The sequence below is a fragment of the Streptococcus sp. LQJ-218 genome (assembly GCF_003428885.1).
GTDB lineage: Bacteria > Bacillota > Bacilli > Lactobacillales > Streptococcaceae > Streptococcus.
On record NZ_QQRU01000006.1, the window covers coordinates 32,855 to 55,654 of the forward strand.

Annotated in this window: 19 protein-coding genes; 3 read left to right on the forward strand and 16 right to left on the reverse strand. The window is 41.2% G+C overall.

Annotated elements, in window-relative coordinates; genetic code table 11:
- Positions 1–782: 782 nt before the first annotated feature.
- Both D2908_RS06250 and D2908_RS06255 read right to left on the reverse strand, forming a co-directional pair.
- On the reverse strand, positions 783–2,132 hold the full coding sequence (locus D2908_RS06250; protein ID WP_117305694.1) for a sensor histidine kinase: 1,350 nt from the start codon (positions 2,130–2,132) through the stop codon (positions 783–785).
- Positions 2,133–2,145: 13 nt separating this feature from the next.
- Positions 2,146–2,883, reverse strand: a complete 738-nt coding sequence (locus D2908_RS06255; RefSeq protein WP_117305696.1) for a LytTR family DNA-binding domain-containing protein — start codon at positions 2,881–2,883, stop codon at positions 2,146–2,148.
- 295 nt (positions 2,884–3,178) lie between these two features.
- Between D2908_RS06255 and D2908_RS06260 the strand changes: the two genes are divergently transcribed.
- Positions 3,179–3,508, forward strand: coding sequence for a helicase BlpT (locus D2908_RS06260; RefSeq protein ID WP_117305698.1), 330 nt, complete (start codon positions 3,179–3,181; stop codon positions 3,506–3,508).
- A gap of 62 nt (positions 3,509–3,570) precedes the next feature.
- On the opposite strand, the gene D2908_RS06265 is transcribed toward D2908_RS06260, so the two are convergent.
- Complete coding sequence (locus D2908_RS06265) at positions 3,571–4,620, reverse strand: ABC transporter permease (RefSeq protein ID WP_117305700.1); 1,050 nt, start codon at positions 4,618–4,620, stop codon at positions 3,571–3,573.
- Complete coding sequence (locus D2908_RS06270; RefSeq protein WP_117305701.1) at positions 4,617–5,348, reverse strand: ABC transporter ATP-binding protein; 732 nt, start codon at positions 5,346–5,348, stop codon at positions 4,617–4,619. Before D2908_RS06270 ends, D2908_RS06265 begins: the two co-directional genes overlap by 4 nt.
- Positions 5,349–5,415: 67 nt before the next feature.
- On the opposite strand from D2908_RS06270, the gene D2908_RS06275 reads away from it, so the two are divergent.
- Entirely contained in the window at positions 5,416–5,826 is a 411-nt protein-coding gene (locus tag D2908_RS06275; RefSeq protein ID WP_117305703.1) for an HIT family protein, read from the forward strand.
- A gap of 9 nt (positions 5,827–5,835) precedes the next feature.
- Positions 5,836–6,123 carry a hypothetical protein gene (locus D2908_RS06280; protein ID WP_117305705.1) on the forward strand — a complete coding sequence of 96 codons (288 nt, stop codon included), beginning with the start codon at positions 5,836–5,838 and terminating at the stop codon, positions 6,121–6,123.
- A 442-nt stretch (positions 6,124–6,565) separates the two neighbouring features.
- On the opposite strand, the gene dnaJ is transcribed toward D2908_RS06280, so the two are convergent.
- The 12 genes from dnaJ to D2908_RS06340 form a co-directional block, all read right to left on the reverse strand.
- The gene (gene dnaJ / locus D2908_RS06285; protein ID WP_001066319.1) at positions 6,566–7,702 is read right to left on the reverse strand and encodes a molecular chaperone DnaJ; all 1,137 of its coding nucleotides are present in this window, start codon (positions 7,700–7,702) and stop codon (positions 6,566–6,568) included.
- A gap of 434 nt (positions 7,703–8,136) precedes the next feature.
- A complete protein-coding gene (gene dnaK, locus D2908_RS06290; protein ID WP_117305706.1) occupies positions 8,137–9,960 on the reverse strand; it encodes a molecular chaperone DnaK in 1,824 nt (607 codons plus the stop codon).
- Between the two features lie 428 nt (positions 9,961–10,388).
- Entirely contained in the window at positions 10,389–10,913 is a 525-nt protein-coding gene (gene grpE / locus D2908_RS06295; RefSeq protein ID WP_117305708.1) for a nucleotide exchange factor GrpE, read from the reverse strand.
- 26 nt (positions 10,914–10,939) lie between these two features.
- Positions 10,940–11,974, reverse strand: a complete 1,035-nt coding sequence (hrcA, locus tag D2908_RS06300; RefSeq protein WP_117305710.1) for a heat-inducible transcriptional repressor HrcA — start codon at positions 11,972–11,974, stop codon at positions 10,940–10,942.
- Between the two features lie 160 nt (positions 11,975–12,134).
- Entirely contained in the window at positions 12,135–12,647 is a 513-nt protein-coding gene (locus D2908_RS06305) for a DUF2812 domain-containing protein (RefSeq protein WP_117305711.1), read from the reverse strand.
- A gap of 34 nt (positions 12,648–12,681) precedes the next feature.
- The gene (locus D2908_RS06310; RefSeq protein WP_117305713.1) at positions 12,682–13,257 is read right to left on the reverse strand and encodes a DUF2812 domain-containing protein; all 576 of its coding nucleotides are present in this window, start codon (positions 13,255–13,257) and stop codon (positions 12,682–12,684) included.
- Positions 13,257–13,577, reverse strand: coding sequence for a PadR family transcriptional regulator (locus D2908_RS06315; protein WP_165847454.1), 321 nt, complete (start codon positions 13,575–13,577; stop codon positions 13,257–13,259). The genes D2908_RS06310 and D2908_RS06315 overlap by 1 nt, the downstream gene beginning before the upstream one ends.
- 112 nt (positions 13,578–13,689) lie before the next feature.
- Entirely contained in the window at positions 13,690–15,036 is a 1,347-nt protein-coding gene (gene glnA / locus D2908_RS06320) for a type I glutamate--ammonia ligase (RefSeq protein WP_001122886.1), read from the reverse strand.
- A 36-nt stretch (positions 15,037–15,072) separates the two neighbouring features.
- On the reverse strand, positions 15,073–15,429 hold the full coding sequence (glnR, locus tag D2908_RS06325; RefSeq protein ID WP_117305716.1) for a transcriptional repressor GlnR: 357 nt from the start codon (positions 15,427–15,429) through the stop codon (positions 15,073–15,075).
- A gap of 76 nt (positions 15,430–15,505) precedes the next feature.
- Positions 15,506–16,033, reverse strand: coding sequence for an aromatic acid exporter family protein (locus D2908_RS06330; protein ID WP_117305718.1), 528 nt, complete (start codon positions 16,031–16,033; stop codon positions 15,506–15,508).
- A gap of 135 nt (positions 16,034–16,168) precedes the next feature.
- Positions 16,169–17,365 (reverse strand): phosphoglycerate kinase, encoded by a 1,197-nt coding sequence (locus D2908_RS06335; protein WP_117305720.1) that lies wholly within the window; start codon positions 17,363–17,365, stop codon positions 16,169–16,171.
- 89 nt (positions 17,366–17,454) lie between these two features.
- Positions 17,455–22,728: a bacterial Ig-like domain-containing protein gene (locus tag D2908_RS06340; RefSeq protein ID WP_117305721.1), complete on the reverse strand. Its 5,274-nt coding sequence runs from the start codon at positions 22,726–22,728 to the stop codon at positions 17,455–17,457.
- Positions 22,729–22,800 lie beyond the last annotated feature (72 nt).

Genomic DNA, 22,800 nt, shown 5'->3' on the forward strand with positions numbered 1-22,800 from the left:
TTTTAGTTAAAGCAAGATAGATCATAACCGCAATCAGATAGGCTATTGTATAAAATAGATGATACCAAACACTCTCCCTGAGCGGATATAGAAAGATGGACATGATTAGATACAGAACGAAAATGACAAGTATTTTTTTCTTCATAAGATTTCCTCCTAGATGTGTGCTTTACCTTAGTTGAGCAAGAACCTTTACACTGCTAGTATAGCACTTATTTTGACATTGGATCACTCAAATCACGAATGGTCATCAAAACATCTTGAATTGTTAAAAAATTTAAAAAGCAAGCATGAAAAACATACTTGCCCTATGGAAACTTAACAATGTGAAAATATAAAATAGAAAGCTATTCACCCTTACTTCCGTCTGTTCTCATATATTCTCATGATTGCAACAAGGATAGCAGCTGTCCCACTTGCAAAAAATAGAAGGATAATGATAATGTTGAGGATTTCAGACGTACTCCCTATTCTGTTGATAAGACGGAGTAGGGATATAACTGTCAACTGAATCAGGAGTATTGATTCTACTCTTACCATTGAAGTAAGTCTGTTTTCAACTGCATATAAAAAGGCTGGTAGCAAAACACAAGCTATAGCAATCACAAACAGGTTGCTCCCTGTTTCTTCTCCCTTGTTCACCACGGAAATCATGAGAAGATTCGATGCTATAATCAACGTAGAACAGATGATAAAAAAGGATTTCTTATTCATTTAATACACCTCTCATACTATAGTATTTTAATTGATGACTTTGGGCAGTACTTCTTTCAATAAATTTTCTAATCATCAACCGACATCGAGTGAACTGTTAAAACCTGACGAAAGACTTGATTTTGGCAAGTGGTATTTAGACTAGTATTGGGATGACTTTCCACAATCTTCATAACGGTATAGAGACCAACTCCTCTCTCCTCCCCTTTAGAACTGGCTCCAAAGGAGAAGATTTCAGAAATATCGATCCCCTCTTCTTTGATAGAATTTTCGATGATAAAGGTCTCCTGTGCTCCATTTTTAAAAAAGGCAATTGAAACATGAGGTTGACTGGCCTCTGCACTAGCTTCAATAGCATTGTCACAAAGGATAGACACAATGGTTAGAAAATCAAGCAGGCTCATCCCCTCGACTTGAATCTCCTCAGGAACTTCGACATTAAAGACTATGTTCTCATCTCTGGCTTTTAGAAATTTTCCTGCTAGGAGACTTTTGAGAGCTTTATCACGAATATTCACGAGTCGTCCAAGGTCATATTTATTGTCCTGCAATTTTTCACTAGAATCCTTTAAGACCGAGTCGTAGACCTCTTTTATCTGCTCCATATCCTCCTCTTCAATGCCCAGACGTAAACTGGTCAAAAGATTGGTGTAGTCATGACGAAAGCTCCGGACTTCCTTGTAAAGTTCTTCTGTATGCTGACTATAGCGTTCCATATCTCTGTAGCGCAAGGCCTGCTCTTGGTACAGTTTTTCCTGAAGTTTTTCCTTCAAATAAGTATCTAATTTCTTAATAACCCCCATAAAAAAGAGTAGATAAAATACTAGGATGAGATGGCGAACAGTCGTTGATTGAATACCTTGTTCATATTCAAGGTAAGACAGACTTTGCATCACTAGATAGTAAGCCCCCATTATCCAGTTAATCTTAGTCAGAGACTTTTGAAAAGCTTTATCTAGAATTTCCTTTCTCAAGTTAGTGAAATCATAGTCCAACCATTTCAAAAAGACTAAAACTATGAAGCAAACGAATATCGTTATCAATAAAAAGATAGGATTGCTATCTTTACCTACAATTCCTTGCCCCAAAAATGGAAGCACAAAATAGGAGACCCCTCTATAAAAGAGATTCACCAACATCATTGGAAAGAGACCATAAAAGAGAAGGAATTTTTTAGGAAGTCCTCTTAACAATAAGAAAGATAAGCCTATGCCGTACAAGGGTTCCATAAAATAAAATAGGTAACTATCTCCTACCATATAATCAATCATTAAAAAAACAAAGGCCAACAGTATCTTAAAAAGAAAGGCCTTAAAAATCCTCTCAAAAGTGAGACCAATTCCATCCACCTTAAAGAAAATGACAATTTCTAGTCCATGAGTAACAAGTGTATACAACAATATCCAAGCAATATTCATAAACTCTCCTAGCTCAATGCAAGTTATTGATAGCTTCAGACACTTCCCTGACCTTATAACGCGCGATCATACAGCTCCCACCATTGGGAAAGAAAAGTAGTTTTTCTTTCTTATCCAAACGAACCACATTGGCAGGATTGATGAGAAAAGAGCGGTGGCACTGCAAGAGACGTGGTTCCTGTTTGAGAACCTCCTCTAGACTCGCTGTAAATTCCAGCCTGTCTGTCTTGGTATAGAGAATAACACGATGGGGTCTTGTGGACGTTTCGAGATAGTAAACCTCTTTAAAAGGATACTGGAATTGAGCAAATTTTGATTTAAAGTAAAAGCAATCTTCCGCTAGACTCTTAGTGTCTTGACCATTGGCATAAAGGAGGGCTGTCTCGATACGAGATTCAAACTCCTCTGCTGACAAGGCCTTATCAATATAGTCCAGAGCAGACGCTTGGTAGCGAAAGGACAGGGGCATAAACTCTGAGTGAGTCGTCACAAAGACGATGAGGGCATAAGGATCCCGATCCCGAATCTTTCTAGCCACTTCTAGACCCTTCATCTCTTCGTTTCGAATCTCAATGTCCAAAAAGAATAGTTGATGAGCTCCCTTCTCATGCACCTCTGCCAGTAGTTGGTCTGGCTTGCCAAAAACTTCAAAAGAGCTGGGAATGATCTGATGTTCTTTCAAAAGCTTCTCAATCGTCGTTTCAATTCTAGTCTGTTGGGAAAAATCATCTTCCAAAACAAATATTCTCATCTTTTTACTCTCCTTGTTTCGATTTCTTCCTAAAAAGAGAATAGCAAAAATACTTTGATACAAGCCCACCAAATCCTAAACAGGCCTTTAACGCTCCTAAAGGGTAGTTTGCTCCTCAAATAAGCATGATAATCTTACAACTATTTTATCATAAAATCTTAACAGTACCATTCAGGAAATTTCAATGACAATTAAAGATTTGATGGTGAAAAAGGAGATAAAAGTGATAAACTGACAGTATCAAAACACAGTTACTAGAATCAAGACTGGCACCCAGATTAAAGGAGGAATTCTCATGACAGATACAGACCCTATCAAAAGAGCTCAGACTTTGATAACTGACTTAAACAAAGCCTACCAAGCATGCAAACAGGCAAGCGCTGACGACGTCCGCTTTCAGGAGCAATTAAACTCTATTCTTAGCTTTCTAGCCAAGGCTGAGACAGTGGATAATCGAGTCTTGATTGAATTGGAAAAATTTTACCAGACTTCCAGTCTTCTCATGGGACTTAGCGCTCTTGATCCAGATGCTCCTACTCGCGCTGCTTGGCGGACCTATGACCGCTTCCACTTGGACCAGGTCAAGACAAAGTTGTGTCTCTACGGACCAACCATTATCCTGTAGTAACTAAAAAGAAGCTGAGACAAACTGAACTCAACTTCTTTTTTAGTATCATATAGGTAAGATTAGTCCTGCATCTGACGTTTGACCTGATAAGGCAAATACAAGACTAGTAAAACCAAACCAGCTCCCAGTACGGCTAGAAGGGCTAGTTTTTCTTTGAAGGTAATCACCCCAACAACTAATTCCACAAGTAAAACAAAACTGGTCAATCCTCGAACTACCGCCTGCAAGCCTTTTTCCTTTTGCCCCTTGTCCAGCGGAAAGAGTTGGGTCAAATACTGGTAGTCAAAGGCATGATAGAGGGCCAGCAACTGGAAGAGCAAAAGGTAGTTAAAGAGAACCACCACTGCTGTTGCAATCCAAGCTTGCTCGATAAAGACCTGAGCCAGTATGGAAAGCAAGAGCAGACGCAGACTAAGCGCAAAGAGGTCTCCATTTCGCAGATAAGAACGCAGATAAAGATTTTGCCAAATCTTTCCAGGCGCCTTCTGAACAGCCTTTAGGATAAAGTCCAGATAAGCTCGTCGCTTGACGCTGTTTGAAATTCCCTTTACCTGAGTAAAGAGGGCAAAGAAACGAAGCAAGACTTGCTTACGCTTGCTTTCTTGGGCAATAACATAGTCCCAGTCCAGTCCAGTTTCCGTAAAAAATTTGCTGGCCTTTTGACGAAAGAGGAAATATTTTCCTAATCCAAATAAAAGCACATAGAGCAGAAAAACAGGCAAACCATAACCTATTGCCAAAAATAGGGGCGCAAATAACAGCAAGAAAAGGGTCTGGACAAAGAGCCAAAAGGCTAGGGAAATGCTAGCTTGACGCTTGAGATGAAGCTTGATTTCCTCCTCTCCGACCAAGAGAAAGAGCTTGTCTGGAGCCTCCATATAGGTGGCAATTCCACCCCAAAGCAAAAGTAAAACAGAGGTAATTCCTACAAACAAAAGGATAGGCCAATGATTTTCGGGAAAATGTTGCAAGAGTTGACTGTACTGGTAGGCTAGAAAGCCCAGCAGAACAAGCAGGAACAAGACAAAGTGGTCATTGAGAACATAGCGCAGATAACCAAGACACTCCTTACGAAAAGCCTGCTTTCTCTTTAAAAACAAGTCTTTCATAGCTCCTCCTCTTTGGTCAGAGCCAAGTAAATATCATTCAAACTAGCCTCAGGCATATCAAAGGCTTGGCGCAGTTGCAGGAGATTTCCCTTGGCACGCACCTCACCCTTGTGAAGAATAACAAAGGCATCGCACATCTTCTCAGCCGAATCCAGCACGTGAGTACTCATGAGAATAGACTTACCCTTTTGCTTTTCCACTTCCAAAAGCTGAATCAAGTCTGCAATAGCCAAGGGATCAAGACCAAGGAAAGGCTCATCCACGATAAAGAGACTCGGATCCACCACAAAAGCACAGATAATCATGACTTTCTGCTTCATCCCTTTAGAAAAATGAACTGGAAACCAATCCAATTTTTGATCCAGACGGAACATTTTTAACAAGGGCTCCACTCGTTCAAAAGCCACTTTCTGCTCAATACCATAAGCCATGGCAACCGTTTCGATATGCTCTCTGAGGGTCAATTCCTCATACAAACTAGGTGTCTCAGGAATATAGCCAATCTGCTTGCGATAGTTAGTCGCATCTGCTTGCAAGGTCAGACCATTGATATTAATGGAGCCACTATAAGGTGTCAACAGACCGATAATCTCATTGATCGTCGTTGATTTTCCAGCACCATTGAGACCAATCAAACCGACCAACTGCCCACTTTCAACAGTAAAGGACACATCTTTCAAGACAGGAACATGAACATAGCCACCTGTCAGGTTTTTAATTTCTAACATATTTTCTCCAAATCTGGTATAATGTAGCTATATTATATCAAAATTCAATACAGTAGAGGTAGATTTTATGTCAGATTGCATTTTTTGTAAAATCATCGCAGGGGAAATTCCTGCTTCAAAAGTATATGAAGATGAGCAGGTTCTTGCCTTTCTTGATATCTCTCAAGTAACACCAGGACACACCTTGGTCGTGCCAAAAGAACACTATCGCAATCTTTTGGAAATGGACGCTACTAGCGCCAGCCAACTCTTTGCCCAAGTACCAAAAGTAGCTCAAAAAGTCATGAAAGCTACCCAGGCTGCTGGTATGAATATCATGGCCAACTGTGAAGAAGTCGCTGGTCAAACAGTCTTTCATACCCACGTTCACCTCGTGCCTCGCTACAGTGCGGACGATGACCTCAAGATTGATTTTATCGCCCACGAACCAGACTTTGACAAACTTGCTCAAGTCGCTGAAACCATCAAAAACGCCTAAGGAGTTGCTATGAAATTATCCAACCTACTGCTATTTGCAGGAGCTGCAGCCGGAAGTTATCTGGTCACAAAAAATCGCCAAACCATCACAGATGAAGTCTTGAATACCACTGACCGCGTTCAAGCTATCAAGGATGATGTGGATATTATCCAAAACAGCCTGCAAATCATTGACCAACAAAAAGAACTCATCAAGAAATACCAAGAAGACCTGACTTACAAGTTTAAGGTCTTGGAAAAAGATATCCAGACTAATCTAGCTGTGATCAAAGAAACACAGGAAATCGAAGATAAGTAAAAAGAGCCACTCGGCTCTTTTTAGTTTATAGATTTTTTAAGACTTTCCTTAAGTAATGACGGACGGTAGCGACCTTCTTCGAAGTTCCATACCTAAACTTTGAGCCTAGGTCTCAAAGTTTCCGAACACCTGAAATCAAACGCTTTCAGGTGTTTTCATTACGGTGGAAAGTCTGGGAAAGTATTTGATTTATACTCAATGAAAATCAAAGAGCAAACTAAGAAACTAGCCGCAGGTTGCTCAAAACAGTGTTTTGAGGTTGTAGATAAGACTGACGAAGTCAGTTACATATATCTACGACAAGCCGACGCTGACGTAGTTTGGAGAGATTTTTGAAGAGTATTAGCTATGAAATGGTGAATGCGTTGTCTAAATTGTGGTGTATAGTTGACGGGATATAGCTTGTTTACGCTTTAAAAAGAGCCCGACGGCTCTTTTTGCTTTATTCTCCTTCAAAGGCATCTTTAATATGGTCAAAGAAGCCCTTTTTCTTTGGATTGACTTTTAAATCACCTGCAGCTGCGAATTCTTTCAAGGCTGCTTTTTGGCGGTCGTTCAAGCCTGTCGGTGTTACGACATTAACAGTAACGTATTGGTCACCAACTGCACCGCCACGAAGGCTCGGAGCTCCTTTGCCGCGTAGACGGAATTTCTTACCAGTCTGAGTTCCCTCTGGGATAACCAATTCAACATCACCGTGAACCGTTGGGATATCAACTGTATCACCAAGAGCTGCTTGGACAAAGTTAAGGTTCAGATTATAGAAGATAGTGGTTCCTTCACGTTCAAACTTATCGCTAGCTTCCACAGAAACTACTACATACAAGTCACCATAAGGTCCACCGTTAAAGCCAGCCTCACCTTGACCAGCTAGGCGAATTTGTTGACCTGTTTCCACACCAGCAGGGATTTTCACATGTACGCTATGAGCTTGTTTTTCATGCCCTGTGCCGTGACAAGTTGTACATGGATCTTTGATTTCTTTTCCGCGACCGTGACAGACATCACAGGTTACTTGGCGACGCATCATACCAAGCGGAGTCTGCGTATCGACGTTAATGACACCAGCACCATGACAGCGTCCACAAGTGACTGGACTTGTTCCTGGCTTAGCACCAGAACCATTACATGTACGACAGCTAGCTTCACGGTTGTACTTAACTTCTTTTTCAGCTCCAAAAATAGCTTCTTCAAAGGTCAAATTCACACGATACTGGAGGTCATCCCCCTGACGAGGAGCATTTGGATTGCGTGAAGCACCGCCTCCGCCGAAGAAACTTGAGAAGATGTCCTCAAAACCACCGAAGCCACCTGCCCCATTGAAACCGCCGAAACCACCAGCACCACCAAAGCCACCGTTGGCTCCAGCAGCACCGTATTGGTCATAGGCAGCCCGTTTTTGGTCGTCACTCAAAGTCTCATAGGCTTCCTGAACTTCCTTGTACTTTTCCTCAGCACCAGGCTCCTTGTTGATATCTGGGTGGTATTTTTTGGAAAGCTTACGATAAGCCTTTTTGATCTCGTCTGCCGAAGCGTTTTTTGACACCCCCAGACGATCATAAAATTCAGTATTGTTCATAATTCAAGATACAAAGGGCGTCAAACGGACACAGCCATCTAGGAGTTTTGACGACGGACGCTTGCGTCCTAGAAAAAACTATCTTTTTGGCACAGTCCGTAGCCCGTGTTCAATTCCCTGAACACCTTTGTTCCTTTCTATTGATATTTTGAATCAAACCTCGATTTAGGTCGGGTTCAATTCCTGTATTTCATATTGATGAGACAAATCCCAAATAAATCAGGTTTAGACTCTTTTTACCGAAAAACAGAGGCTGGGTTGCAACCTCTGGTTTTCTTCTTATCATTACGACGTTCGAGTTTTAAAAATCAAACTAGTAATGCTAAATCGAGCATGCCCTAACCTCTTGGTGAAAAAGACAAATCTTTCTAGAAACTAAAGTTTCTGCGTCAGATTTCCTATTTTCACTGTGAGGTTTTAACGGGCTTTGCATCTTACTTTTCAGTAAACTCTCCGTCTACGACGTCATCGCCTGCGTTTCCTGTTGCTTGTGCGCCTTCTGCTCCTGCTTGAGCTTGTTGGGCTGCTGCGGCTTGTTCGTAGAGTTTAACAGCAAGTCCCTGAGCTTTTTCGTTCAACGCTTCAAGTTTTGCTTTCATGTCGTCCAAGTTGTTGTCTTCTTGCGCTTTCTTAAGGTCATCAAGGGCAGTTTGGGCAGCGTCACGTTCTGCGTCGAAGCCTTTGCCTTCCGTTTCCTTGATAGTCTTTTCAGTCGCAAAGATTGCTTGGTCTACTTCGTTACGAAGGTCTACTTCTTCTTTACGTTTCTTATCTGCTTCTGCGTTAGCTTCTGCATCTTTCATCATGCGATCGATTTCTTCGTCAGTCAAACCTGAGTTAGATTGGATCACAATTGTTTGTTCTTTTTGAGTTCCAAGATCTTTAGCCTTAACAGATACGATACCATTCTTATCGATGTCAAATGTTACTTCGATTTGTGGGATACCACGAGGTGCAGCTGGGATATCTGTCAATTGGAAACGTCCAAGAGTCTTGTTGTCTGCTGCCATTGGGCGCTCACCTTGAAGAACATGGATATCAACGGCTGGTTGGTTGTCTGCTGCTGTTGAGAAGACTTGTGATTTAGATGTTGGAATTGTTGTGTTACGATCGATAAGTTTTGTGAAGACACCACCCATTGTTTCGATACCAAGTGACAATGGTGTTACGTCAAGAAGGACAACGTCTTTGACATCACCAGTGATGACACCACCTTGGATCGCAGCACCCATGGCAACAACTTCATCAGGGTTTACTGATTTGTTTGGTTCTTTACCAGTTTCAGCTTTAACAGCTTCTACAACGGCAGGGATACGAGTTGAACCACCGACAAGGATCACTTCGTCGATTTCTGACAAGCTCAAACCTGCATCAGAAAGGGCTTGACGAACCGGAACTTTTGTACGTTCTACAAGATCACGAGTCAAATCGTCAAATTTCGCACGAGTCAAAGTCATTTCCAAGTGAAGAGGTCCAGCCTCACCAGCAGTGATAAATGGCAAGCTGATTTGTGTTGAAGTTACACCAGAAAGGTCTTTCTTCGCTTTTTCAGCTGCATCTTTCAAACGTTGCATTGCCATCTTGTCAGTAGACAAGTCAATGCCGTTTTCTTTCTTAAATTCTGCTACCAAGTGGTCAATGATTTTTTGGTCAAAGTCATCACCACCAAGTTTGTTGTCCCCTGCAGTTGACAATACGTCGAAGACACCGTCACCGAGTTCAAGGATAGAGACGTCAAATGTACCACCACCAAGGTCGAATACCAAGATTTTTTCTTCTTTGTCAGTCTTGTCCAAACCGTAAGCAAGAGCTGCTGCTGTTGGTTCGTTGACGATACGTTCTACTTCAAGACCAGCGATTTTACCAGCGTCTTTAGTTGCTTGACGTTGAGCATCGTTGAAGTAAGCAGGAACTGTGATAACAGCCTTAGTTACTTTTTCACCAAGGTATTCTTCAGCGTAACCTTTCAAGTATTGAAGGATCATCGCTGAGATTTCTTGTGGAGTGTATTCTTTGCCGTTAGCAGAAACTTTTTCAGAAGTACCCATCTTAGATTTGATAGAGATCACTGTATCTGGGTTTGTGACTGCTTGACGTTTCGCAGCGTCACCAACGATGATTTCACCGTTTTTGAATGAAACTACAGATGGAGTTGTACGGTTTCCTTCTGGGTTTGCGATGATTTTGCTTTCAGTTCCTTCAAGAACTGCAACTGCTGAGTTTGTTGTACCTAAGTCAATACCGATAATTTTAGACATGTGTTTTTCTCCTTAAATTTATCTTCTTTTTTCTTTTTGATACTCTTCTTAAGTGGCGGCGCCGTCAGAGCTTGACTTCGTCAATCTCTTTGACTAAACTTTGAGTCTAAGGTCTCAAAGTTTACGCAGATAGCGCAACGGCGAAGAGTATCGTCTCTGGTTCGCTTCGCTCACTATTGCAAAGCTAAACAACTTTTTTATCTTTCTTCATAGTTTATTGTCGTTTCGGACAAGGTTTCGATTATGTAAATTGCGACACGAGGAGTCGAAATTGATTTTATTTCAACGACGAGTTAGTAAGAAGGCTAGGCAAACGCCATAGCGATTGCCGTTTTCTGACAAGTTGCTTTAGCTACCGTCAGAATTGCCTAATCGAACACTTCGTCAATCTCCTATTTTTACTGTAAGCTTTTTACGGGCTTTGTATCTTAGTTATACACCACTACCATTGCTGGGCGTAGGATGCGGTCATGGAGTTTGTAGCCTTTTTGGAAGACTTGAGCAATGGTATCTGCTGGGTGGTCATCGTCTGCTGGGAGAGTTTGGATGGCCATATGGTAGTTATGGTCAAATTCACCGTCAGCTGCGATTTCTTCGATTCCTTCTTCTTTCAAGGCGTGAACCAAGCTTTCTTGCACCATCTCCAATCCTTTTTTGACATCGTCTGTCAAACCTTCAACTGCGAGTGCACGCTCAAGGTTATCCAAAGAAGGGAGAATCGCTTTTGCCAAGTCCTGGCTACGATAACGTTGCAAGTTTTGACGCTCTTCATTGGCACGGCGTTGAATGTTTTGCATTTCTGCATGAGCGCGAAGGTATTTATTTTCGAACTCATCTGCACGTTCATTTGCCAAGTCCAACTCAGACTTCTCAGGAGTTGTTTCTTCAACTGTTTCCACAACTTCCTCTTCTTGGACTTCTTCTACTTCTTCATTTTTTATATCTTGGGCCATTTTCGCCTCCTTTAATAATTTCAATATTAATGTACTTCGTAATGATTACTGCTGAGGTAGCGGTAAAAATCTGTCAACTTCATGGTCAAAACACGATTGACCACATTGACTTGGTTGATTAACTGTTGGTAATCCAGATTAACCGGACCGATAATGGCTAGAATTCCAACACCTCGATAAGGAATGAGGAACTTGCTACTAATCACAGCTAGGTCAGCTAGACAGGATTCTTGACTATCCGCAACACGGACATTTTGCATCTGATCGTCACGCAATCCCTCACGAATCTCCAGAGCCACCTTTTGCGGTTGGTCAAAGAACTGATAGGCTGCTAGATTGGCAAAATTCAAGAGATTAACCTTGCCCGCTAGCACAATGTTTTCGTTGAACATTTCCTTAAAGATGTGTTCAAAGAGGTCGATAACATTGTCCGTTGTTGTAAAGTAACGCTGGATAATCTGCGGAATCTCCGTCCGAATCTTGTAGTGAATATCTAGAACGGTGTGGCCGAGGAAACGTTCCTGAATGATGCTCTTCAGCTTCAGCAAGTCCTCCTGCAAGAAGTTCCTTGGAATCAGAAACTGACTGGTAACCGTTCGAGACTCGTCTAGGGTGAATACCGCCAAGGCTGTATGTTGTCCCAAAACAACGATATCAAAGGCTGTCAACCGTTGCCTGCTCGGCTCAACATCCAGTGCTACTACCGTACAGCCACTCAAGTCTGTCAGTAGATTAGCAGCTTTGTGCAGAATATCCTCTAATTTGAAGAATTCCTGATCAAAGGCTTTGACAATCTCATATACCTCATTTTCAGCCAGTCGGTCAAAATCCAGTGAGTGTTTCACATAGTACTGAAAACCAGCAACACTTGGCATCCGACCACTTGAAGTATGGGCCTTTTCAAGCAAACCTTGCTTTTCTAGAGCCGCCATATCATTACGAATGGTTGCACTGCTAGAGTTAATAGACTCTTGCAAAGCTTTGGATCCGACAGGTTCGTGCGTTTTGGTAAAGATGTCAATGATCAGATTTAAAATATCCTGCTGACGCTCTGTAACCATCTCATCACTCCTCTCTGTCTGATCGATTAGCACTCGATACACTCAAGTGCTAACTCATGATTCTATTATACACCCTTAAAAGAGAATGTCAAGACAAAAACTCAAAAAATTAGCACTCTTTTATCAAGAGTGCTAAAAATCAGTCTGAAGACCTAGAACCTCACCTTCCATCTACTTGGTATTTCCTTTTTAGTCTGAAATAACCATAAATTAGATAAGAAATCATAAAGGCATATAGAGTAAAAATGACAAAGAAAGATTGAGACAGTTCTTCTCGAAACAAACTCATACAAACAACAAGACCGCCTGAGAAAGCAGCTGTACATGAACGAAGTCGATATCGCATAACTTCCCATCTGAGACCCTTACTCATATAGACTTGATCCTCTGGAAGTAAATCAGAAGACGATTTACGAAGAATCGAACAAGAACCTGCTCCTACTAATTCCCAACCTCTATCTCTAAAATCTTGCAGTTCATACTTATATTTTTTAAGAAATCTAGAATCATAGATACAGTAGATGACATCGTCTGGTTGACATTGGTCAAAATAGAACAAACCAAAACGACTCATTCTATACCTCCAACCTTTCAAGTGCATCTCACGTAAATACTCTTCTTCCTTATCCAAATCAACAATGGTGAAAATCCGAAATTGCTTTTTATTTATCATGACTTCGCCTCCAATTTTGAGCATACCTACCCTATCATAAATTTGATAATTCCTTCTTTTTATGCCATAACTTCCAGCTAATATAGGCAACTATTAACAAAAGGATTAAAGACAAGAAAATATCGAACCCAACCACAAGAAATTTCCATAGATCAAACGTATTACTTCTATCGAGCAATATAAATAGGAATGGTATATGTATGATTAGCAAAAGCAAACTCGGTACTAATCGCAGTCTTAAAATGCGGTTCACCATAGCTAACTTCCCAGCAGCGTCATTATAAATTTCAAACTCTGCATCCGATTCAATTTCAGAATGTGCTTTTCTAAAATAGGAAAAACTATTAAAGTCTGTAATATGCTCCCAGCCACAATCTTTAAATAATTGCAAATAGGAGGCTCTCTCTGATTTTTCCATCGGGTAAAAATCCAACTGATAAGACACTTGCTCAGGCTGACACTTTTCAAAGGTATACTTAACTACAAACAATAAGATAGAATAGCTTACTTTCCTAAGTTTCCAGCCCTTAGCATGCATTTCTCTAAAGTATAGAGCCTCCCTCTCATAATCCGCAATTGTAAAAATTCGATAAACAATTTTCTTTTCCATCACACTTCCTCCCGACTGTTTCTATAGAGTCGTTCAATACGCTTCAATTCAATATCTAAGACTTTGCGTCCCAAGTCTGTAATCTGATAGATTTTCCGTTTTTCCTCTTCACGGACAAAGGAAATCAAACCATCCTTTTCCATCTTTGACAAGGTCCCATACATAGTTCCAGGACTAATGGAAACTTGCGAATCCGTCATCTCCTTGACCTTTTGCGTAATACTGTACCCATGACTTTCCTTTTGCAAACAGAACAAGATATAAAAGCCCGTTTCCGTCATCGGAAGATAAACTCGACGAATTTTATCCGTTAATTCCATTTGCATTCACCTCCAATTCAGTTCGATATATCGCACTTCGTTATATAAAATATATCACACCTCGATATAAAAAGCAAGAAAAAGACCGCCCTCAGGCAATCTTTCTTCTATATTAGTAAAGATCTAAATAGTTATCAATTTCCCATTGTGAAACGAAGGTTGCATAACTTGCCCATTCGATTCGTTTGGCTTCAAGGAAACTAGTATAGATATGTTCTCCAAGAGCTGCTCTGACAACCTCATCTTCTGTCAAAGCTTTCAAGGCATTGTGAAGAGTTGATGGAAGGTCTGTAATACCAGCTTCCTTGCGCTCTTCTGCTGTCATGATGTAGATATTTTCTTCGATAGGAGCTGGTGCTTCGATTTTATTTTCAATACCATGCAAACCAACTTCCAACAGAACCGCCATCGCGATATATGGGTTTGCCATTGGATCCACTGAACGCAACTCAAGACGAGTTCCCATACCACGTGAAGCAGGCACGCGGACAAGTGGCGAACGGTTACGACCTGCCCAAGCAATGTAAACAGGCGCTTCATAACCTGGAACCAAACGTTTGTATGAGTTAACCGTTGGGTTCATGATGGCAGTATAGTTGTAGGCATGCTTGATCAAACCGCCAAGGAAATGATAGGCCGTTTCTGACAACTGCATTCCTTTTGGATCATTTGGATCAAAGAAGGCATTATTTCCTTCTGCATCAAACAAGGACATATTACAGTGCATACCTGATCCAGCAATACCAAATTTAGGTTTGGCCATAAAGGTTGCGTAAAGTCCGTGTTTGCGAGCAATGGTCTTAACAACAAGTTTAAAGATTTGAATCTTATCACAAGCACGGAGAACTTCATCGTACTTGAAGTCAATCTCATGCTGTCCAACCGCAACTTCGTGGTGACTCGCTTCTACTTCAAATCCCATTTTGGTCAAGACATTGACAATTTCACGACGTGTATTGTCCGCAAGGTCCGTAGGCGCCAAATCAAAGTAGCCACCCTTGTCATTCACTTCAAGTGTTGGGTCTCCATTTTCATCCAACTTAAATAGGAAGAATTCTGGCTCTGGCCCAAGATTGAAGGATTTGAATCCTACTTCTTCCATATGACGAAGAGCACGTTTCAAATTGCCACGAGGGTCTCCTGCAAATGGTTCACCTTCTGTTGTATAGACATCACAGATCAAACCTGCAACACTTCCATTTTCATCTCCCCACGGGAAGACTGTCCATGTATCCAAGTCAGGGTACAAGTACATATCTGACTCATTGATACGTACAAAACCTTCGATAGAAGATCCATCAAACATAGCCTTGTTTGACAAGACTTTATCTAACTGTTCATCTGTGGCAGGAATTTCGACGTTTTTCATGGTTCCCAAAATATCTGAGAACATGAGACGGATAAAGGTAACATTTTTTTCCTTGACTTCACGACGAATATCTGCAGCTGTGATTGGCATGAGTTTTCTCCTTAATGTATGACTACTTGCGGTTGCCTAACCGCGACCAAAAGGTGACCGTACTGAAGCAAAGCGACCCTGTTGGAGGAGTTCATTGTGAAGTGCACGACGCACCTCAGTCTGACTCACCGCTTTCTTCGATTTCGCTACACGTTCAGCATATTTTTTCTTAATGGCAGCGATATTATAACCTTCAGAGATATAATCTTTGATTTCAAGCAGACGATCCATGTCATTTAGGGAATACATACGACGGTTCCCTTCGTTGCGATCAGGCTTGATCAACTCTTGATCTTCATAATAACGAATCTGACGCGCCGATAGGTCGGTCAACTTCATAACACTGCCGATAGGAAAAACAGCCATATTTCGGCGAAATTCTTTTTCCTTCATTTACAATTTCCTTCTTTCTGTCTATTATAGTCTAAAAAAAGACAAACGTCAATTGATAATGTTATAAAATGTAACATTATTTTTCTTTTTTCTCTAAAAAGAGCCGAATACGCTCAATATCGTAATTTACGAGAATTGCGACAAAAACTCCCATGAAAGTTTCTGATACACGAGCAAACACGTACAAAATCGTTTCACCACTCGGAATCGATAGGGTAATGATTAACATAGCTGCTACACCACCAATAACTCCTGCTTTGTTATTCATGGCTACATTTGTCATAATGGTTAACATGGTACAGATTGGGACAACTACCAAGGTCACCCAAAAAGCTTCGTGGAAAAAGGTATTTAATAAGAAGAAGATCAGGGCATAAAGGCCACCGATACTATTTCCTAGGATACGCGAAGTCCCAAAATGGACACTCTTATCAAAACTCTCCCTCAGGCTAAAAACGGCTGTCAAAGCACCAATTTGAAGACCTTTCCAGCCAAAAAAGCCAAAAATCAAGAGAACTAGAAAAACAGCAATACCTGTTTTAAAGGTTCGCATACCAAGTTTGAACTGGGATTTATCGAATTTATATTTTTTAAAATAACTCATTATCTCAACTTTCTATTTCCATTTTATCACAATTTGGGTGATTTTATGAGGAATAGTTGAGAGGAAGCGTTTTTATTTTAAGCAAAAGAAAAGAGGAACCTTCATCCCTCTCTTCTTTGATTCATGTATAAAATCTTATTTTTCTGTCAAGGCTGCAAGTCCTGGAAGAACTTTACCTTCAAGGAGTTCCATTGATGCTCCACCGCCCGTACTAATCCATGAAAACTTGTCTGCGCGTCCAAGGTTGATTGCTGCGGCAGCTGAGTCACCACCACCAATGATTGATTTAACGCCTGGTTGTTTCACGATAGCGTCCATGACACCGATCGTACCAGCTTGGAAGTCAGGGTTTTCAAATACACCCATTGGTCCGTTCCATACAACTGTTTTGGCACCAGTCAAAGCTTCGTCAAATTTAGCGATAGATTTTGGACCGATATCAAGACCAAGGAAACCTGGGTCAACTGCTTCACCTTCAGTATCTTTCACTTCAGTGTAGTCAGCAAATGCGTTTGCTTCTTTTGAGTCAACTGGCAAGATCAATTTGCCGTTTGCTTTTTCAAGAAGAGCTTTCGCAACATCCAATTTGTCTTCTTCTACAAGTGAGTTACCGATTTCGATACCTTGTGCTTTGTAGAATGTGTAAGTCATACCACCACCGATAAGGACTTTATCAGCTTTTTCTAGCAAGTTTTCGATAACACCGATCTTGTCTGAAACTTTTGAACCACCAAGAATCGCCACGAATGGACGTTCTGGAGTTTCAACTGCTTCTTGGATATAGGCAATTTCGTTTTCAAGAAGGAAACCAGCAACTGCTTTTTCAACGTTTGCAGAGATACCAACGTTAGATGCGTGTGCACGGTGAGCTGTACCGAATGCATCGTTTACAAAGATACCATCTCCAAGTGATGCCCAGTATTTACCAAGTTCAGGATCGTTTTTAGATTCTTTTTTGCCGTCAACATCTTCAAAACGAGTGTTTTCAACCAAGAGAACTTGTCCATCTTCAAGAGCGTTGATAGCTGCTTCCAATTCAGCACCACGAGTGACACCAGGGAACACAACGTCTTGACCAAGTTTTTCTGCCAAGTCTGCTGCTACAGGAGCAAGTGATTTACCAGCTTTATCAGCTTCTTCTTTCACACGTCCAAGGTGAGAGAAAAGAATTGCACGTCCACCTTGTTCGATGATGTACTTAATAGTTGGAAGAGCTGCTGTGATACGGTTGTCGTTAGTGATTACGCCATCTTTCAATGGTACGTTGAAGTCAACACGAACGAGGACTTTTTTACCTTTCAAGTCAACGTCTTTAACAGTAAGTTTTGCCATGTTACAAAAACCCCTTTATTTATTTTATTCGAAACTATTATATCACACTTTGGAAATATAAGGAAAGATTTCACAAGATTTTTCGATATTTAATCTTCATCTTCTTTTTTCTGTTTCAATGTCAAGGTTAAACTAGCAAGACCAAGGCTTGCCAATCCTGCTATTAGGGCTTCATTGGCATCAGCAGTTCCTGTATTTGGCAATTGTTTACTTGCTTCTTCTGATTTAACTGCTGTATTTTGGGCTGGTTTTTCTTGTGTAGGCGCTACTGCTGGTTCAGTTTTTACTTTTGTTCCAATTTCAACAATTTCTGGAATCGCTTCTTGGATGACTTCTGTTGAACGAAGGCGACGCTGACCGTTGTCATCAACTTCAAAGACATGTCTTAATAGACCATCTCGTCCCTGTATGATGACTCGTTGTTCCCCAACTAGCATCTCAGCATTTTCATGTTCTTGACGATCAAAGGCAACCTTTTCCTCTTGAACTTCCAATTTAGGAGCCTTTTGTTGATCAGACGCTGGTTGATTAGAAGCTTTTGGAAGGTCTGTGTTTTGTGGTGCTGGATTGGCAGGAATAAGACCAGTACCTACTTCTACGATTTCAGGACTTGCTTCTTTCAAAAATTCTGTAGCGCGAAGAGTGCGATTACCTTGACTATCTACTTCAATCAAGCGACGAATTTGTCCCTCAACTCCCGCTTGGACAAGTTGACGTTGACCAACCGGGAGATTTTGATTTGGACGTTCTTGGTGTTCGAAGGCGATACTTGTTTCTTCGACTTCTAATTTCGGAGTATCCACAACCAAATTCTTGACACCTTCAGCAGGTTCCTTGCTTGAAATAACTTCTTCTACTGGTTGAGCAGGCTGTGGTTTTTCAGCAGATTCATAAACCAAGACATAATGAGTAAAGTGTGGGGCTGTAAAGATGACATGACTATCCGTTTGTTCAAAAGCCAATTCTACTGCTTCTTTTCCTTCAGGTAAGAAGAAGACTTTCTTCACTTTCTTATCTTTTTCAATTGGAATTTTCACAATAGAAGCGTAAGAGAGATCAACGTCTTGACCTTTTTCATCTAGACCTTCTATTTCAAAGACATGAGCATCTTCTCCAGCAAAGTATTTCTTCTCTTCAGCATTTGCTTGAACACGCTCTACTTTCAAGCCCTTGATGACAGTCTTCTCTTTATTTGAGAAGTATACTTCAACACCTGTTTTACTATCAGAAAAGACTGCTGGCTTGTCTTCTTTCAATAAAGTAACCAGATCTTTTAGACTCTGTTTCGCTGTTGCAAGCTCTTCTGGACTCAAATCTACTTTTTCAACCAAGACCTTGTTTTTCTCCAGAAGCGGAGCTAGGGCAGAACCTGAAGGATGGTTTGGTTTGGCAGCCAAGAGTTCTTGAGCCTCACCTGTTAAGAGATCAAGTTCTGTCTTTTCTTCCGTAAATTTCTCTTGACCATTCAGAGCTTTATGAGCTTCTGTCAATTTATTAAGTCGGTCATTGACTTGATCTTGGGTGCTCGTTTCATGGTCTTTCAACACTTGTTCGGCTGCTTCAATTGCTTTCAAGAAAGTTTCTTTTACTTCTGGTGAAGCAAAGTTATAGGCCACTTTGTTCTTAGCCGCTTCAACTTCTGCTAATTTTTGTTTAAGGTACTCATCGTTCAATGCTGCTTTTGGAGATACCAAAACATCAAAGTTGACTTCATGGCCTTGGTAACGGAGCGTCAAGGTTTGACGACCAGTCTTTTGAGCATTGTAACCAGAAATTTCAACTCCCTCATCAGTAAAGGAATGTTCTTCCATGGTGTCATTGCTGTAAGCCACTGCAAAGCGTCCTTCAGACAAGTCTAAGCTATCACCAACTAGGTAATCTTTTTTCGGTTCCTGACTTACTTCAATTCCCAAAATAGTTTTCGGACTTGCTTCATCTTGACTAGTAACAGTCACTGATAAATTCGCGTGTATAGGTTGCCCCAAATATTGGAGAGTAAGATTTTGTTCTCCCTTGCGATGCGTGTCAAAGCCTAATACTGATACACCTGCGTGGGTTAGGCGAATGAGTTCGTCCTCAGCTCCTCCTTCATACTGAACTCGAAGAACACCACCTCTAAGGTCCAAATCCTCCCCTTCGGCGTAGCTTGTTTTCTTAGGTCCTGTTTCTAGGCTGACTGACTTAATTCTTCTGTCATCTTTTGGAACGGAAACTGCTAGGACATTGCTAATTTCTTTGCCTGGCAACTGGGTACGATAGTAAAGAAGACCAGATTGGTTTGTCAAATCTAATGGTGCACTTGCTAGGTCTCCTCCAACTTCGCTCTTCAAGGTTGCAAGCGGAGTTTGAGAATTTGGATTGTCATAAACGGTAATGGTTGCTCCAGCTGGCACGTCTGCAAAGCCAACTTGTACCTTGTTATTGCCTAGAGAACGGGCTGCAGCCTTGGCCATCGGAATATTGACACTCTCAGTATCAAGCTTTTCATACATTCTCCAGTTATAGATACGAATAGCCTTCCATGGAGTTCCATTATCAGAAGTGAGTACATTTAAGCGCCAGTCTTGAGCTGTGATTGGTTTATCAAGGGTGATATCTGTAACATGGGCTTTATTGCCACGGACTTCCTTAGCCAACTTCCATTGACCATCTGCATCTTTATAATAGAGGTCAAAGTCTTTGGTGTTCATCAAACCGTCGTTTACAGATTCTCCACCAGCTCCAGCATGGTCCATCACCCATCTAACAACTGTACGCGGCTGCGTCAAACGAATATCCACACTACCACTTAACTGTCCAGAAGACCACTTGTCAGACAGACTGGTAATGGTACCATTCAACATACCTTCAATACCTTCTCCACCTTCAGTCTTAGGGAAAGTACTATCAATAACTGTTGCACCTGGAACGATATTTTCAGCTAGTGGTTTTGGTAGGCTGGTATCTTTTACGGTCATGCCCCAATCAAAGGTTGTGGTTGCAGCTTCTGAACGAACTCCATTTTTACCGACTGCTACAATCTTCAGTTCTTGAGTTGTACCTTGAGCACTTGCTGAACGGCTAACTTTTGGTAGATAAATCGTTGTAGAAGATGAACCAGTTAGTAATTTCCAGCTATCTCCATCTTTTTCATAAACTTCATAGAAATCTGCATCCTTGTTGCCCTTAAATTGCACAACTGCTTCCGCTTCTTGGGCATTTTTAAGGACTTGTTTGGCTACAGCTACTGTGGTTGGTGCCTGAGGAGCATCTTGATTATTGCTGATGGTCAATTGACCTAGGTTGAATTGATAACCTTTTAAGTCTTTATCGTTTTCAAAATAGAGTTTAATACCGTAAATTGTTTTACCTGCCAAGGCACTCAAATCAAAATCATTGGTAGTCCAGTCATCTGAAACTGTCAATTCTTTACGGGCAGCTTCATCACCGTAGGTATAATCTTTCTTGGTTGCAAATTCTACATAAACCTTGGTCCCTTTGCCTCCTTTGTGGGCAACATGCAATTTGGTGGTATCTGTCACCTTCAAGCGAGTAGAGTACAAATTCACATCTTGCTTGGTCGCACCTGAAAGATCCCCTGCAAATTTAAGAGAAGTTCCACCATTATAGGCATCTTCAAAATCATAGCTTGCTTTCAACTTATCGCCAGTTGATTTTTGCCACCAACGCCATGTCGGAAGAACACCTGAAACTGAACGGTAATTCCACTCAGAATCCTTAGAAACCTTACCATCTACGAACCATTTTCTACCATGACCTGTATTAAAAGAAGTAGTAAAAGTATGACCTACTGCTGGCGTACGGTCTGCAACTAGGTTAGCAATCCCATACCAATCTTTGTCACCTGGTTTTTGGCCAGTAGGATCACCTTGGTAACCTGTAAAGAAGATATCTTCATTTTTATGATAATCTTCACCAGTTTTTCCTAAACTTGTAATAGTATCTGGCGCAAACAAACCAAGAGAAAGGCGCAATTTCCCATTTTCATCTAAAATGTCATTCCATTTGACCTTGGTCTTGTAGGAACCACCCTGTTGCAATTCCAAACCTGCAAATACATCATAAGGATTACGGCCAATCCAGTTAGCAGTTGCAATAGTATAATCATTCTTAGCCTTATCCCAGTTAAAGTTAGCAAAGAAGTTATCTGCTGGAACCTTATCTCCTTCTGGTTGCATGAATTGGTAGTTGTATTCTCCCAAACCATCTTGGTGGTAACGTCCATAGTTATAAGTCATGGCATCGTACCAAGAATACTTGATTGGATGATTTACCTTAGCAGCATACTCCTTGGTATAGAGCATAAACTGGCGCATCTTTTCTCCAAGAGGTTCAACTAAATCCCCAGTTGTTTCTTGGTTGATGAAATAGCCATCATAGCCATAATACTTGGCCATATCTACCAATTTACGGGCAATTGGGAAGCTACCATCTGCGTCTTGCTTCAAAGCTTCAGCGAATTTTTCTTGATCTGCAATACTATTAGACCAGTTGAAGAAGAGTGTACCATATACAGGCACCCCGTTACGGTGACCTGCATCAATAACGTCAGGAGTTGGTACGAGACCTTCCCAGAAGACCATTGAATCTAGATATTGCCAATAATCAAAAGCATAGGCCTTGAACTCTTCTCCACCAACAGAAGCATGGTCTTTTGCTTTAGAGTTGGTGTTAGATAGAGCTTGAACTTTTGCTTCCTTGCTAGCTTTTTCATTGACCAAATGACCTGTCCGACGTGAAGCCAGGGCAACAGAGCCTCGGTTAATAGCATCATCTTCACGAGCTCCGGGTTCCCATTTCAACAAATCTTCCCAAGAATTAAATTTGATTTCCTTTGGTTTTAATGTTTTTTCTGTATTTTTAGGGACATCTGGCTGGACTTCTTTTTCAGTCTTATTAGCTTCTACTGCTGGCTTAGACTCATCCCCTTGGCTAGTTGCTTCAGGCTTTGCTTCTATTTCCTTGTCAGACTTAGGTTTTGCTTCTGCAGATGGTGTTTCTGTAGCCACCTCACTTGGTTTTTCCTCTGGTTTAGCTGCGCTAGCTGCTTCTGCGGTTTCAGTAGTTGCAGCTTCATTGCTTGCTGGCGAAGCAGTTTCAGATGCTGTCGCTACTCCTTCTGCCTTTTCTGGCTTATTTTCTCTAGCATGTTCTCCTTCATGCTGCTTGTCAGCTTCATTAGTTGGATGCTCACTCTCTCCTGAAACAAGCGCTGTATTGGCTCCGTTATTTTCAGGAACTGCAGTTTCTTCTGCCAAGGCTGGACCAGCAAATAAAACAGCCCCAATCATCAGTGAGCAGGCACCTACTGATAACTTACGAATACTGTACCGACAACGTCTTTCAAAAAATGGATTCTTCATTTTCTCCTCCTAAAAGATTGATTTTGTTGCACAAAGGAAAGCGCTTAACTTTCTTTATAAAATTTTTTATCC